The organism is Hymenobacter sp. BT188, assembly GCF_014333585.1.
GTDB lineage: Bacteria > Bacteroidota > Bacteroidia > Cytophagales > Hymenobacteraceae > Hymenobacter.
Genome location: NZ_JACSCW010000003.1, coordinates 473,748 through 489,358, shown reverse-complemented (window position 1 = coordinate 489,358; position 15,611 = coordinate 473,748). Strand labels below are relative to the sequence as shown.

Genomic DNA, 15,611 nt, shown 5'->3' with positions numbered 1-15,611 from the left:
ACCCTGACTAGCTAATAATTTGTTTATGAGCTACTTAAGTTACGATTTTACCAGCACACTTTTAGCAACAGGCTCCGGTCAATACGTCTTGGTCATATCGGCTGGTACTACTAGCACGAAGTCGGCTTTGCGCAGATGCTCTTTTTCCAGTTTCTTCAGCTGCTCCTGCGACACAGTGGAAATCGTACGAATGCGCAGCTTAGGTTCAGCTTGGCGCAGATACCAGTTAATCCCGTCGTAGTTGTCGGAGTGGTAGCTGCCGTTGAGGTGAAGCAGTAGCTGGCCTTGCTGACGATTTTTCAGAATAAAATGCGCCATGGTGGCGTCTTTCAGCGCTTGGGCCTGAATGATATTCTGGGCTCCCGCGCCGCCGTGAGCGTCGCCACCAAACATCTTCGCCATGTTTGCATAGCCGGGCAGCGTGTAATCGACGGTAATAGGAAGCGGCGCCAGCCATTCCCGCTCGCCGGGGGGCAAATTTTCGAGCGCAGCCAAGCTGCCTTTCGCTACTTGAGATGCATAGCGGCGCGGCACATTGGTGCCAACTACGCGCAGCTTATTTTGCCGCGCCAACTGTAGCAAGGGCTTATAATCAGTAGCGTAGTTCGGCCAGGGCCGGCTTTGCTCTTCAAACGCTTTATCATCCAGTTCGCCGGTATTGTACTGCTCCACTAGCGGCTGCACATCACGCTCAAACATCTCCAGACCTAATACCAGCTGGCCAGCCTTGCGCTGCGCCAAGTCGCGGGCTACTTGCAGCTGTAGCCAGTGCGCGATGGGGTCGTTGTGCTGCTCGCCAAAAAGCACGACATCAGCTTCGGCTAGCTCCTTGAGCATCTTATCGTAGCTGGCAGATTTGCCAGCGGCGGTGTAGAGGCGGTAAGCAGGACGGTCGCCGGTGCGGAAGCTGAGGAGGCTAAGCAAGATTGGCAGGAAGAAGAGTCGGCGCATAAGTAAAGTAAGTAACGTATTAGCAAGTCAGTTAGCGGCCTTCTTGTTCCTAATAAAGCGCAAAAAGCCCCGTCATTAATGCCGGGTAGCAAATGACGGGGCTTTCGGTGTAACTGCAACTGTTCGTTCAGCAGTTGCAAAGTGCTGGGGGGGCTTTTTGAAGTGTTTAGCCTTTATAGAACATCCAGCGCGACAACTCTTTGTAGGTCACCTTCTTACCATACAGCAGAATACCCACACGATAAATGCGAGCCGCTATCCAGATAGTAGCCACAAAGCCAAATACCAGCAGCGTCATAGAAAGCAGCAATTGCCCCGCCGTAACGCCACCGAAGGGAATGCGAATGACCATGGCAATAGGCGACGTGAATGGAATCATTGACATCCAGTAAGCTATAGGGCCGTTTGGATCCCGAATCATTACGCTTTGGGCTACAATGAAGGTAAGAATCAGAGGCATAGTGATGGGCAGCATAAACTGCTGCGTGTCCGTTTCATTATCTACCGCTGCGCCAATTGCCCCAAATAGAGCACCATAGAGTAAATAGCCCCCCAGGAAATAAAACAGAAAGCTGCCGATGATAAGCGGCAAATTCAGGTTAGAAAAGCCTTCCATGGCTGATTTATACATTACGGCTGTCTTGTCTTCCGTCTCTTTAGGAGTGGCTCCGGCCGACTGAGCTACGGTTTCTAGTTGCTGTGTACGCGAGGCAGCCACTGTATCTATTCCCGCAACAGCCGAAACACCGGTTATAACAATGCTCGACAGCGCCACCCACAACAGCAATTGGGTAAGACCCACGGCGGCAATACCGATTACTTTGCCCATCATCAGCTGAAACGGCTTCACCGACGACATAATCACCTCTACAATACGGCTGGTTTTCTCCTCAATTACCCCACGCATAATTTGGACGCCATAGAGGAAAATGAAAAGGTAAATCAGGAAAGCCATAAAGTAAGCCACCCCCGACGTCACCATCGAATTGCTCGATTTCTCACCTTCATCGCTCAGGTTCACCGTGTCCACATCCACGTTGGCCTTTAGATTGTCGAGCACCTGCTGATCGATACCTGACTTTTGCAGGCGGGCCGCCTCTACCTGCCGGTTCACCATCCGCTCGATGCTGGTTTGAAGCGTCAGACTCAGATTTTCGCGGCCAAAAAGCTTGATACCAGTTGGGTTAGCCAAGTCGAATGGCGGAACATAGAGCAACGCTGAATTCTTGCTTTTCTTAAATTCGGCTTTAGCCGTTTCCAGATCAGTTGGCGCGTGTATGTAGCGAATGCTGCTTTTTTCATCCTGAGGCAACTTGCCGGAAAAAAGCCCCCCAGCATCGGCCACGGTTACTATTTTCTTTTCATCCGATGACATCTGCATCAGAAATATCGGCACCACAAACAGGGCCGACATGAGTAGCGGGCCCACAAAGGTCATGATGATGAAGCTCTTTTTGCGCACTCGCGTGATGTATTCACGCTGCACGATAAGCCAGATTTTATCCATTGGTATTGCTTTGACTACTAATTAGAAGACACTAAATGCGCAGGTTGCGGCTTTCTACTCACACGTTCTCCTCTACCAATGACTCTGGCATCGTCTCACGCACGCGACGAATGAAGATTTCATTGATGCTTGGAATCTGCTCGCGGAAAGCATGTATTTCTACTTGGCCAATGAGGTAGCGGAGCAAGTCGTTGGGCGTCACGCCTTCGTGCAGACGAATACGGTCGTAGAAGTAGCCGTTTTCACGCTCTTTGTGCTCCAACACTTCAAAGTCGGGATGAATGACCATCAGGCGGCCTTTGCCTTCTACCTCGTAGGTATTAGTCTTGAACGTATCCTTAATCGTGCTTACGGGGCCATCGAGCACCTTGCGCGAGCGGTTAATCAAGGCAATAGAATCGCACATTTCTTCCACCGATTCCATGCGGTGAGTGGAGAAAATGATGGTAGCGCCCTTTTCGCGCAGCTCCAGAATCTCGTCCTTAATCAGATTAGCATTAATTGGATCGAAGCCTGAAAACGGCTCATCGAGGATAATCAGGCTGGGCTCATGCAGCACGGTAGCAATGAACTGTACCTTCTGCTGCATGCCCTTCGATAAGTCCTCCACGTTTTTGCTTACCCATGTCCGAAGGTCGAAGCGGTCAATCCAGGCTTTGATGCGCTGCGTGGCGTCGGCTTTGCTTAGCCCTTTTAGCTGAGCCAGATAGAGCAGCTGCTCCCCTATCTTCATCTTCTTATACAGCCCGCGCTCCTCCGGCAAATACCCAATCTGGGCAATATGGCTGGGATTCAGCCGCTCACCTCGAAATCGAATTTCGCCCGAATCAGCGCCCGTAATCTGAGTGATGATGCGGATAAGAGAGGTCTTGCCCGCTCCGTTTGGGCCCAGCAAACCGAAGATGCTGCGTTCAGGAATATCGAGGCTGACGCCGTTCAGGGCCACGTGCGCATCGTAGGCTTTGTGCACGTCAATTGCTTGTAGAATGTTGCTCACGGCTGGAAGTAAGGTTTTTCGACGTTAAATGTATTCATTTATAGCTATGCTTCAGTTTTACTGCTAAGCTGGGGGACAAATTTTCACTCAGACTGCAACTCATGCAGGTAGCCTTCGAGCCGGTCGAGGTGCTGACCGTAGAGCTTTTGCAGGTACCACTTGGTAAACTTGATCATCAGCCAATACAGCACGGAGCCGGTCAAAAACATAATAATGACCGTCAATCCGATACTCCAAAACAGCTCTCCACCGTCGTATTTCAGCGTAAGTCTATATGCCCGGTAAGAGGTAGTAGCTATAATGGCGGCAACGGTAACCCAGAGTGAGAGGCGCAAATAAATAGCCAGTAGACCGCGCAAACCCATAATCAGCGTCTGCAAATGCCCACGCACATCCTTTTCTACATGGTCCATTCGGCGCAGCAGCTTAAACTTGCGGTAGTAGTAGTACAGAAAAGCCACCGACAGAAGCTCAAAAGCCAGCAGATAGCCTTTAATGAACTGGTTGTTGAAGTAATAAATACCAAAAGGTAAGGCTATAATCACATAGACGATAGACCCGACTTCCCACCAAGCGTTGCGGCGCAGCCTCGTTACTACATTATCTGACTTGCGCGCCACCATGCGCGTCACGCTCTGCGCGCTGAGCGGAATGGGCTCATCTGTGGCCTGGCGGTTCCACATTTGACGGAGTTCGTTTAATTCCATTGCGCTGAGCGGCTAAAAATCTTGCGTAGCTTTTCTTGAATGCGGTGCATTTTGACCCGCACATTGTTCTGCGTAATCCCTAGAATGTCAGCCATTTCCTCGTAGGTGTGCTCTTCCAGATACAGCAGCACAAAAGCCTTCTCTACTTCCGACAGCCACTCAATAGCCCGGTAGAGCGCGGCTGTTTCCCCTGATTCAGACCCGAGGTCGGGGGCTTGGGCCACCTCTATTATCTGCGGGTTGAGGCGGTCGGGAGCGGGCTTGCGGGTGCGCTGGCGCAAATCTGACACGGCCACGTTCAGCCCGATGCGGTACATCCAGGTGCTGATTTTTGCCCCCCGGGGCTCGTAGCGCGGGAAGGCCCGCCACAGTTGCAGCACGATTTCCTGAAACAAATCCTGCTGGTCATCGGCATCGGGGCAGTACAGCCGACAGATTCGCCGGAGCATGGCCTGATGCGCATTGACGAGCGTCAGAAATTCAGCAGTATTAGGATCAGGAGCCAAGAGCGAGGAGATAGCCAGGATACACTACATATATCGCGGCTATTATCGACGTATTACAGAGGCATCGAAAAATATTTTATGGGTGCTATGTCCCTCTTCTTTTTCGTGAAACCTGTAAAGGTCAGACGCTTACAGACTCACTTTTCAATTAAAAAAGCCCCCCAGAGAATTTCTGGGGGGCTTTTTTATAAGTAACTCGACTCAGACAGAGCTATCTGATGTTCTGCTTACTGGAAATACTCCTTTACTTTCTCGAAGAAGCCTTTTTCATTCTTACCCGGATTGGGCGTAAAGTTTTGCGAATCGCGGAGCTTCTCTAGCAGTTCGCGCTCCTGGCTGTTCACCACTTTCGGCGTCCAAACGTTGATATGAATCAACTGGTCGCCGCGGCCATAGCCATTCAGATCCTTTATGCCTTTGCCACGCAAACGCAGGATCTTGCCAGGCTGAGTGCCAGGGTCAACTTTGATTTTCACCTTGCCTTCGATGGTCGGAACTTCAATGCTCGCGCCCAAAGCTGCATCCACGAATGTGATGTATTGGTCGAACATGATGTTGTTGCCATCACGCTTAAGGAATTCGTGCGGTTCCTCCTCTATCTGAATGAGTAGGTCGCCGGGCACGCCGCCGCGCTCAGGGTAGTTGCCTTTGCCGTTCATGCTCAGTTGCATACCCTCAGCCACACCAGCCGGAATGTTGATCGGGATAATCTCTTCCTGCAGCTGGCGACCATCACCGTGGCACACGTCGCACTTGCTGGTCACCACTTTGCCTTCGCCGTTACAGGTAGGGCAGGTTGAGCTGCTCACCATCTGGCCCAGCATGGTGTTCACCACGCGCTTCACCTGGCCTTGGCCGTGGCAAGTACCGCAGTCCTTTAGGTCGGTGCCGTTTTTGGCGCCCGTACCCGAGCAGGTGTTGCACGCCACGTAGCGCTTCACCTTGATCTTCTTTTCGATGCCGTTAGCAACTTCCTCCAAATCAAGCTTGAGCTTGATACGCAGGTTGGAGCCCTTCTTCATCCGACGGCCGCCACCAGAGCGGCCGCCCCCAAAGAATCCCTCGAAGCCACCGCCACCAAAGATGTCGCCGAACTGCGAGAAGATATCTTCCATGTTCGGACCGCCACCGTTGCTGCCCATTCCCTGATGGCCAAAGCGGTCGTAGCGGGCACGCTTCTGCTCATCCGACAGTACTTCGTAGGCCTCGGCAGCTTCTTTAAACTTGTCTTCGGCCGTGGGGTCGTCGGGGTTTTTGTCGGGGTGAAACTTGATGGCCACCTTGCGGTACGCCTTCTTGATCTCCTCGGGCGAGGCGGTTTTGGCTACGTCCAACACCTCGTAATAATCTCGCTTCTGCGCCATTTTCTTTAATCTGTGCGTCTTTTATTGGCCCAGCACCACTTTGGCGTGGCGGATTACTTTATCACCCAAATAATATCCCTTCTCCACTTCATCTACCACCTTGCCCTTCAACTCCTCGCTCGGAGCCGGAATTTGGGTGATAGCCTCGTGCAAGTCCGGATCAAAGTCGCCGCCCTTGGTCTCCATAGCCGTCAAGCCTTTTTGCTGAAGGGTTTTGACCAGCTTGTTGTAGATAATATCTACGCTCTCCCGCACCACTTGCACGTCTTCCGATGATTGGGTGTGGGTACGAGCCCGCTCAAAATCATCAAGCACGGGCAGCAACACCGCCATCAACTCCTGGTTGGCCGATTTGAACAGGTCGGAGCGCTCTTTTGCAGTGCGGCGTTTGTAGTTATCAAACTCAGCCGCCAGGCGCAAGTACTTATCCTTTAGCTCGGTAAGCTCAGCATCTGTCTTGCTCACCTCGGCCTGGGGGGCATTTTCAGTCTCCGTAGAGACGGTAGCCTCACCATCAGCCATTTCGCCAGCTACGTGGTCAGGGTCAACGGTCAAGTTGTCGTCCTGCGGTACGTTATTATCGTCAGCCATTTTATCGAATATTCGTCGAAACGGGTTTTTCACTTGATTTTAGCCGATTGGCAAGAAGCGAAGACAAGGAGTTTGCCAAAGGCAAAAGGGCTGCCATAGTGGCACGGCAGTTAATAGGGTACTTCACTGTTCTGTTGAAGGAAGCGAGCGTTTTACCTTATTTCCAGATTAACAAACTCAGATAGCGCTACTTAGCGTTCAACTCCTGCCAAATCATATCCTTTAGCCGCTGAATATTCTTGTTTGCTAAGCTGGAGATAAACACGCTTGGCAAATCGGTAGGTAGCGTGGACCGAATTTCGGCTTCGAGCTCGTCGTCGATCAGATCGGCCTTGGTGATGGCCAGCAAACGGCGCTTTTCCAGAAGCTCTGGGTTAAACTGCGTCAGCTCGTTCAGTAATATCTGGTACTCGTTGGCGATGTCATTGCTATCCACCGAAATCATGAATAGCAGCATGGAGTTACGCTCAATGTGCTTAAGAAAGCGCGTACCCAGCCCTCGCCCTTCAGCTGCTCCTTCGATAATACCCGGGATATCGGCCATCACAAAGGACTTATAATCGCGGTAAGCTACCACGCCCAGGTTAGGGACCAGTGTCGTGAAAGCATAGTCCGCAATCTTGGGGCGAGCCGCCGATACCACGGAGAGTAAAGTGCTTTTACCTGCGTTCGGAAAGCCCACTAAGCCTACGTCAGCCAGCAGTTTTAACTCTAGCACTACCCACTCTTCTATGCCGGGCTCGCCGGGCTGCGCGTAAGTAGGTGCTTGGTTGGTAGCCGATTTAAAATGGTCGTTGCCGAGGCCACCGCGCCCGCCCGGCGTGAGGATAATGCGCTGGCCATGCTCCGTGATTTCTACTTTCTTCTCACCGGTTTCCGCATCGCGGGCAATCGTGCCGAGTGGCACTTTCAGGATAACATCCTCGCCCTGAGCGCCGCTACGCAGGCTTTCAGCGCCGCCCTGCCCATGGCCGGCAATTACGTGCTTTTGATATTGCAGGTGTAATAGGGTCCAGAGTTGGGAGTCGCCTTCCAGAATAATATGCCCCCCACGGCCGCCGTCGCCGCCATCGGGGCCGCCATTCGGCAGGCCTTTGGCCCTAAAGAAGTGAGAGGAGCCCGCTCCGCCCTTGCCCGAACGGCAGCAGACTTTAACGTAATCAATGAAATTATTAGAAGCCACTGTTTGAAATTCTGAAGTAGAAGTACTGAATTAGATAACAACCCCAAAATGGCTGTCATCCTGACGAAGGAAGGACCTTATCAAGCTGAAACGAGACGTTATTATGCGCATCGTTCTGGATTGATAAGGTCCTTCCTTCGTCAGGATGACAGATGGGGCAATTACGAATGCAAAGTTACGCTTTTACTTCGTCAGCAGCCTGCTGACCATCAGACAGCGAGGGTGTAGGCTGCTTCTGGTCAATAATATCGCAGATTTGGGTAAAAATCTCCTCAATAGCACCGATGCCATTTAAAGCGTGAAACTTCTGCTGCTCAGCATAATAGCCAGCTACTTGAGCAGTTTCGGTGTTGTATACGTTTACGCGGCGACGGATTTTGGCTTCGTCCTGGTCGTCGGGTCGGCCGCTGGTTTTGCCTCGCTCCAGCAGGCGTTTGGTCAATTCCTCTTCTGCTACTTCTAGGGCAATCATGCACGATACGCCAGTGTCGTAGCGCGCCATCAGCTCGTCGAGGCTTTGGGCCTGAGGCACAGTGCGGGGAAAGCCGTCGAAGATGAAGCCAGCGGCTTCGGTGTTGTTGGCCAATTGGCTCTCAATCATACCTATTACCACTTCATCGGGCACCAGCAGGCCTTCATCCATGAGTTTTTTGGCGCGCAGACCTAGTTCGGTGCCTTGCGTGATTTGGGAGCGAAGAAGGTCGCCGGTCGAGAGGTGTACCAGATTATAACGGGCAATTAACTTCTGACTTTGCGTTCCTTTGCCGGCACCGGGCGGGCCGAAGAGCACGATATTGAGCATAGAGCGAGGATTTTCGCAGGGAAAGAAAAGACGGTGTTTGGGAAAGATAGCGAATCGGCACTAAAGTGCCCCATACGGCAGGCGGCAAAAGTAGGCTGAACCCTCCAGATTACAACGCTTTGTACAGATCGGGGTAGTTTCGGCCTAAGCCATCATAATCAAGGCCGTAGCCCACCACAAAATCATTTGGAATACTAAGAGCCGGGTAGCGAATGTCCAGCTTGTGCTGCAAACAATCGGGCTTGATCAGCAGGCAGGCCACCTCCAATGAAGCCGGATTTTTGCCCCCCAGCGTATCGAGCAAGGCCCGAATGGTGTGGCCAGTATCCACTATATCCTCTAGCACGACCAGATGCCGGCCCTGCACATCTTCGCGCAGACCTAGTAGCTCCTTCACGGCCCCAGTGCTGCTGGTGCCTTCGTAGGAAGCCATTTTGACGAAGGAAATTTCGCAGTCGATACTCAGCTCTTTCAGCAGATCGGACGCAAACATGAACGAGCCATTGAGCACAGCCACGAATAGAGGGGTCTTAGTGGCATAATCCGCATTGAGGCGGGCGGCCAACTCTCGCACGGCGTCTGCCAGTTGCTCTGAAGTGAGGTAAGGGGCAAACTGCTTGTTATGCAGAGAGATAACGGATTGAGGCATACCGGGCAAGGTTGGAAACCGGACGAAGGGATGTCCAAAGGTAGGACAAAAAAAAGCAGCCTCTCCCGTGTGAGGAGGCTGCTTTTCAGACTTTGATCAATTGAATTGGACCGCTATGAACCGTTAGTAGATCAAAAAGCGAGTTGGCTACTACTTGGTTTTCAGCGAGCTAACTTATTTCTGAGTGCGCTGTGGGAGCACGTAAGTCGTTTTGGTAGCAGCTGCGGATACGTCGGCATACTCGGCTTTGGGCTCTATCAAGCGCTCCGAAGGCTTCACTCCTACTGGCGCCACACCTTCGCGCACCGTATCATCGGTAACAGCGATGTGGGGGGCAATTACCAGCGACACAATGCTCATCAGCTTGATCAGAATGTTCATAGAAGGGCCCGATGTGTCTTTAAAAGGGTCACCTACGGTATCACCGGTTACGGATGCCTTGTGCGCATCTGAGCCTTTAAATTCCATTTTACCATTCACCATTACGCCTTTCTCAAACGACTTCTTGGCGTTGTCCCAGGCACCACCGGCGTTGCTCTGAAACATAGCCATCAGCACACCCGATACTGTTACGCCGGCCAATAAGCCCCCCAGCACCTGTGGGCCAAAAGAAAAGCCGACGATTATAGGTACTATAAGCGCAATAGCGCCTGGCAGCATCATTTCACGAAGGGCAGCCTGCGTGGAAATGGCTACGCACTTCTCGTACTCAGGCCGACCAGTACCTTCCATAATGCCCGGAATCTCGCGGAACTGCCGACGTACTTCCTGCACCATCGCCATCGCCGCCCGACCTACCGCCGAAATAGCGAGTGCCGAGAAGATAAATGGAATCATAGCGCCGACAAACAAGCCAGCCAGCACGCGGGCATTGCTGATATCGATGCTGCTAATGTTAGCCGTACCCATAAAGGCGGCGAACAACGCTAGCGAAGTAAGCGCTGCCGAAGCAATGGCGAAGCCTTTACCTGTAGCTGCTGTGGTGTTGCCCACCGCATCCAGAATGTCGGTACGCTCACGCACTTCCTTGGGCAGCTCGCTCATTTCGGCAATACCGCCGGCGTTATCGGCAATGGGGCCAAAGGCATCAATAGCCAGCTGCATGGCCGTAGTTGCCATCATGCCCGCTGCTGCTATGGCCACGCCATAAAGCCCGGCAAACTCGAAGCTAAGGACAATACCGGCCGCCAATACCAGAATAGGCAGTACCGTTGATTCCATGCCTACTGCTAAGCCCCCGATAACTGTAGTAGCATGACCAGTGCTGCTTTGCTGCACAATGCTCATCACGGGCCGCTTGCCCATAGCTGTGTAGTATTCAGTGATGATACTCATCAGCGTGCCTACCACTAAGCCAACTAGGATGGCATAAAACACGTCCATCGCGTCAAAAGGAACAGAGCCAGGACGATTGATTACCAACTCACCAGCGGGCAGCATCCAACGCACCAGAAAGTACGACGAAACCGCCGTCAGCACCACCGAAACGTAGTTGCCAAAGTTCAGCGCACCTTGCACGTTGCCACCTTCTTTTACTCGTACCGTCAGAATACCCAGCAGCGAAGAGATGATGCCAATACCGGCAATCACCATTGGCAGCAGAATGGGCGAAAGACCATTGAACTGGTCATTGGTGGTGGCAACCTCGCGGCCCAGCACCATGGTAGCCAAAATAGTAGCTACATAAGAGCCAAATAAGTCGGCACCCATTCCAGCTACGTCGCCCACGTTATCACCTACGTTATCGGCAATAGTCGCAGGGTTGCGAGGGTCATCTTCTGGGATGCCGGCTTCAACTTTGCCCACCAAATCGGCCCCCACGTCGGCAGCCTTTGTATAAATACCACCACCCACACGAGCGAAGAGCGCGATGCTCTCTGCTCCCAGTGAAAAGCCGGTGAGTACTTCCAGCGCCGTTTCCATCTCAATGCCGTTGGCGCCAGCGCCTTTGCTCAGCACAAACATATTGTAGAACACAATGAACAATGAGCCGAGTCCTAATACTGCCAAGCCGGCTACACCCATGCCCATTACGGAGCCACCCGAGAAGGACACGTTCAAGGCTTTGGCCAGACTAGTGCGGGCGGCCTGAGCCGTACGCACGTTGGCTTTGGTAGCAATCTTCATCCCGATAAAGCCCGCCAATGCCGAAAACACAGCGCCAATCAGGAACGCAATGACAATAACAGGGCTCGACTTTTCGCCCGTGGTGCCCAGGTAGCCCAAAAAGGCGCAGGCAATAAGGGCGAACAAAGCCAGCACTTTGTATTCAGCTTTAAGAAAGGCAATAGCGCCATCGGCGATGTAGCCAGCAATCGTGCGCATGCGTTCGTTGCCGGCATCTTGGCGGGCCACCCAGCCCGAGCGCAACCACGTGTACAATAGGGCCAGCACGCCTAGCGCAGGAGCTACGTAAAGAATTTCCATCATAGAAGCGGAGGTGAGAAGTAAACGTTTGGGTTTAAGATTGATGAATGAAGGTTTTGGGTTGGTAAAATAGAGTTTATTACCTAATCCTCAATTTCTGAACTTACAAAAGTGCGCCGAGACACTTCCTTATATTTTACAATCAGCTCTTAATTCTTACCTATTTCGTTAACCTAGGCAAACAGCATATTGCAAAAAAGCCCCCCAGAATATTCTGGGGGGCTTTTTTGCTTACTAATTAGTAGCTGAAGACTACAGGTCCCGCATAAGCACCTGATACAACTCCAGCATACTAGCAATATCGCGCTTGTCCACAATTTCGTCGGGTGAGTGCACATTGTCTTCGGGTGCTCCTACAAAGCACCAATCCCAGGGTTGAGCGCTGTGTTGTAGCTCCTTGGCATCAGAGCCGCCGCTGCCTTCCACCTCCAGCTGATGGGGAACCCCTGTCGCTTTTGCAATTCGGCGAATACGCTCCACGTACGAGCGGCGCGGAATCAACGAGTCACGAAGCGAAATGGCTACCCCTTGGCCAGCATGCACTCCCTCCGTTACCCAGGTAATATCCGAAATCAGGGCTTGCCGCACTCCGTAGGTCTCGTAGATATGCTTGGCTAAATAGGCTACGGAGCCCCCGCCGTGCTCCTCCCAGCAGCTAAACACCAAAATACCATGCTCCAGCGTTTCGGCCAGCCGCAAGGCGTTCCACACGCCCAACCGATTATCGAGGTAGCATGATTGCACGGTATCCTCAGTTTCGCGGAAGTCGCAGGCAAAGGTTAACTCAGTACCCCGCTCAATGTCTCGAGTGAACTCATAGCTTAGTTCGCCCGTTTCGTCGTCTACGACGAGTGTACAAGCAATGTCACCTTGCGCATCGTGGCCCACCAGACGATAGCCTGTTTCGACTTGTGGCCCACCGATTCGTATCAACTGGCGTTCGTATCGAACCGTAAATCCAATACTGTCAAGATGAGCAAACACCGCCGTCCGAGGCTTTCCAAATACTAGAACTATGCAATCCTGCCACTCTTCTCCCTGTATTACTGTTGGTTGCACACGCCAACTCGCTTGGTTTTCGTTAATGTAGCGTAGTAAGAATTCTGTCAGAGGCGCTTCGTTGCCTGCTGGTGCCGAAATCTCACACAAGGTTTTTAGCAGATGCATATGCAGTAGGTTATTTGTCCAAAACTAGGATAAAAGCCATACTTTAGCCCTCTTGTCAGCTGCACAGCCCCCAAACCTAGCTTAGCCGACGATTGCAGTAGTATATCCCATGATCCGAGAACTTCGATTTATTCTGTTACTACTTTTTCTGGCGACCGGTGTCCAGGCACAAAAAAAGGACAGTACACGTACCCCACCTCCCATCCGCACGATCGAAGTAGAAAATGTAGATGTTCTACCTACAGCCAATACCAAAGGCTGGCTGCTGCTAGACAAAGACATTCAGCTAGAGCTCGATGGTGCCGTACAGAATCTGTACAACTTCAAGTATGATAAGGCGGAGAAACAGTTTCGATCGTTGCGTCGGCGCTACCCCGAGCACCCAATGCCGTACTTCCTGCTTGGTCTAAGTACATGGTGGAAAATTGTCCCTACCAACGTTCAGACGAAGCAGTACGACAAGCTGTTTTTCGCCTACATGGACACGGCCATTACCTACGGCGAAAAGCTGTATAAAGCCGATAAGAAGAACTACGAAGCCTGCTTTTTCCTCTCCGCTGCTTATGGCTTCGATGCTCGCCTGAACGCGGAGCGGGCTAATTGGCGCAAAGCCACCGTGAGCAGTCGGCGTGCTCTTGAGTATCTGGAAAAAAGTAAGGAAGCAAACGGCCTGAGTCCGGAATTCCTATTTGGCCAAGCCCTATTTAACTACTACGCCGTCTGGATTTCCGAAGAATATCCGCTTTTGCGTCCCGTGCTTTTATTCTTCCCTAAAGGAAATAGAGAGCTTGGTCTACAGCAGCTAAAAAATGTTGCTGACAACGGATTCTACACAGGTACAGAAGCTAAATTTTTTCTGATGCGCATCCTCAATAATGAGGAAAATAAACCAACTGCATCAATGCCCGTTGCTCGTTTCTTAGCCAGCAACTATCCTGACAACGGATATTTCCAACGCTTCTACGCCTTGTTGTGCTTCAACGAAGGTGACTTTCGGGAGTGCGAGCGTGTAAGCCGCGATATCTTGGACAAACTCAATCGTGGTATGCCTGGCTATGAAGGCATAAGCGGCCGTTACGCCACCTATTTTCTAGGATGGCTGATGCAAAATAAATATAAGGACCTTGAGAAGGCTCAGGATTACTATCAGCGCTGTATTGTCTTTGCGGAAAGCACCGACGAAACTAGTGGCGGCTTTTATGTCTACGCCAACTTCAACTTAGCCCGCATAGCTGCCAAAACTCCTGATGTTGCCGCTGCCCGTCGTTATTATGAGGTCGTACGAGACAAAGCCGACCACAAGTCAGAGCAGTACCGCGAAGCAAAGGCTTATCTAAAGAAGAATAAAATTTAGCCTCTTGGCTAACATCAAAAAAATGGAACTAAAAGATCTTTTTCTAACCCCTTTGTATCTAGGTATTTTTTATGCTATTGCTTATACGGTGCGCCCTAAGGTAACTAACCCTTTTACTAAGAAATACTTTATTCCTGCGCTCACCTTAAAGTTTATTGGTGCTATTGCATTAGGTTTAATTTACCAGTTTTATTATGGGGGTGGTGATACATTCAATTACATGTATCATGCTAATATTATTCACGATGCATTTAGCGATTCATTTTCCAATGGTTTAAAGTTAATTACCTCTACTTCTCCTGACCCTAACATTTCGAAATATACAAGTCGTATGTTCTGGTTTGGTGATAACCCTGAGTATTTCACAGCTAGAATTGCTGCAATATTTGGTCTGTTAAGCTTTAATACATATAGTATTATGGCTTTACTTTTTGCAGGCACTAGCTTTGCTGGTATCTGGGCTATGTACCAGACTTTCTTGCGTATTTACCCCCTCGCTTATAAGCAACTGGCTATAGCTGTTTTTTTTCTTCCTTCTGTATTTTTTTGGGGTTCAGGTCTCATGAAGGACTCTCTATGCCTAGGGGCACTTGGGTGGGTATTCTATGGTTTTTATCACGGTCTAATTGAAAAACGAAATCTATTATTATCCGCTATTCTTGGATTCTTAGGAGCATACTTTCTTATTATGATGAAAGTATATATCCTGATGTCTTTTTTAGCGCCTGCTTTATTCTGGGTATTTAATGAGAACAATAAGCGCATTAAGAGTGCTTTATTACGAAATGTTTTAAAGCCTTTCTTTATCGTTATAGGAGCAGCAGCAGGCTATTTTGGGGCTACAAATCTGACAGAAGGCGATGAGCGTTTTGACGTAGACAATATTGGTGAACGTACGCGCATCACTCAAACGGCACTTTACAACCGCACCAAAGAAGATGGATCTGGTTATAGCATTGGCGAGATTGATGGGAGTATAGGCAGTATTCTAGCCGTAGCTCCACAAGCTGTAGTAGTGTCTTTGTACCGGCCCTTTTTATGGGAAGCCCGTAATCCAGTAATGCTTCTTTCTGCGCTCGAGGCTTTTTGGTTCACGTTGCTCACCCTTCGCATTTTATTTCGCACTGGTTTGATGCGTTGCCTTCAGCTAATCAGCTCAATGCCGATCTTATCTTTTTGCCTGCTTTTTACTATTATTTTTGGTATAGGCGTAGGTACTAATAGCGGAAATTTTGGTACGCTCGTGCGTTACAAAATTCCTTTAATGCCATTTTATCTATCAGCTCTTTATATTTTGCAAATTCAGGCACTAAAGTCAAAAAACAAGCCTGTACTTCGTCGAAAGTCACTAGCGACGCATTGATTTAGCATCGTTTAATCCTACCAAATAAAATGCCTCTGACTAA

14 protein-coding genes are annotated in these 15,611 nt (G+C 50.6%); 2 read left to right on the top strand and 12 right to left on the bottom strand.

Going from position 1 to position 15,611, the window contains the following annotated elements; all coding sequences use genetic code 11:
• Positions 1–78: 78 nt before the first annotated feature.
• The 12 genes from H8B13_RS10195 to H8B13_RS10140 all read right to left on the bottom strand — a co-directional run bounded on the left by H8B13_RS10195 (position 79) and on the right by H8B13_RS10140 (position 12,617).
• Positions 79–951 (bottom strand): ChaN family lipoprotein, encoded by an 873-nt coding sequence (locus tag H8B13_RS10195; RefSeq protein ID WP_187310691.1) that lies wholly within the window; start codon positions 949–951, stop codon positions 79–81.
• 166 nt (positions 952–1,117) lie between these two features.
• Positions 1,118–2,458, bottom strand: coding sequence for an ABC transporter permease (locus H8B13_RS10190; protein WP_187310690.1), 1,341 nt, complete (start codon positions 2,456–2,458; stop codon positions 1,118–1,120).
• Positions 2,459–2,516: 58 nt separating this feature from the next.
• Complete coding sequence (locus H8B13_RS10185) at positions 2,517–3,455, bottom strand: ABC transporter ATP-binding protein (RefSeq protein WP_187310689.1); 939 nt, start codon at positions 3,453–3,455, stop codon at positions 2,517–2,519.
• An 83-nt stretch (positions 3,456–3,538) separates the two neighbouring features.
• On the bottom strand, positions 3,539–4,162 hold the full coding sequence (locus H8B13_RS10180; protein ID WP_187310688.1) for a hypothetical protein: 624 nt from the start codon (positions 4,160–4,162) through the stop codon (positions 3,539–3,541).
• Positions 4,153–4,668, bottom strand: a complete 516-nt coding sequence (locus tag H8B13_RS10175) for an RNA polymerase sigma factor (protein WP_261990307.1) — start codon at positions 4,666–4,668, stop codon at positions 4,153–4,155. The genes H8B13_RS10180 and H8B13_RS10175 overlap by 10 nt, the downstream gene beginning before the upstream one ends.
• Positions 4,669–4,895: 227 nt before the next feature.
• On the bottom strand, positions 4,896–6,032 hold the full coding sequence (gene dnaJ / locus H8B13_RS10170; RefSeq protein WP_187310687.1) for a molecular chaperone DnaJ: 1,137 nt from the start codon (positions 6,030–6,032) through the stop codon (positions 4,896–4,898).
• A gap of 21 nt (positions 6,033–6,053) precedes the next feature.
• The gene (locus H8B13_RS10165; protein ID WP_187310686.1) at positions 6,054–6,623 is read right to left on the bottom strand and encodes a nucleotide exchange factor GrpE; all 570 of its coding nucleotides are present in this window, start codon (positions 6,621–6,623) and stop codon (positions 6,054–6,056) included.
• 187 nt (positions 6,624–6,810) lie between these two features.
• Complete coding sequence (obgE, locus tag H8B13_RS10160) at positions 6,811–7,806, bottom strand: GTPase ObgE (protein WP_187310685.1); 996 nt, start codon at positions 7,804–7,806, stop codon at positions 6,811–6,813.
• A 175-nt stretch (positions 7,807–7,981) separates the two neighbouring features.
• Entirely contained in the window at positions 7,982–8,608 is a 627-nt protein-coding gene (locus H8B13_RS10155) for an adenylate kinase (RefSeq protein ID WP_187310684.1), read from the bottom strand.
• A 109-nt stretch (positions 8,609–8,717) separates the two neighbouring features.
• Positions 8,718–9,257 carry a phosphoribosyltransferase gene (locus H8B13_RS10150; protein ID WP_187310683.1) on the bottom strand — a complete coding sequence of 180 codons (540 nt, stop codon included), beginning with the start codon at positions 9,255–9,257 and terminating at the stop codon, positions 8,718–8,720.
• A 174-nt stretch (positions 9,258–9,431) separates the two neighbouring features.
• Entirely contained in the window at positions 9,432–11,687 is a 2,256-nt protein-coding gene (locus tag H8B13_RS10145) for a sodium-translocating pyrophosphatase (RefSeq protein ID WP_187310682.1), read from the bottom strand.
• A gap of 249 nt (positions 11,688–11,936) precedes the next feature.
• Positions 11,937–12,617 (bottom strand): M20/M25/M40 family metallo-hydrolase, encoded by a 681-nt coding sequence (locus tag H8B13_RS10140; protein WP_315985122.1) that lies wholly within the window; start codon positions 12,615–12,617, stop codon positions 11,937–11,939.
• 343 nt (positions 12,618–12,960) lie between these two features.
• On the opposite strand from H8B13_RS10140, the gene H8B13_RS10135 reads away from it, so the two are divergent.
• Positions 12,961–14,205, top strand: a complete 1,245-nt coding sequence (locus H8B13_RS10135; RefSeq protein WP_222841396.1) for a tetratricopeptide repeat protein — start codon at positions 12,961–12,963, stop codon at positions 14,203–14,205.
• A 4-nt stretch (positions 14,206–14,209) separates the two neighbouring features.
• Positions 14,210–15,568 carry a hypothetical protein gene (locus tag H8B13_RS10130; RefSeq protein ID WP_187310680.1) on the top strand — a complete coding sequence of 453 codons (1,359 nt, stop codon included), beginning with the start codon at positions 14,210–14,212 and terminating at the stop codon, positions 15,566–15,568.
• Positions 15,569–15,611 lie beyond the last annotated feature (43 nt).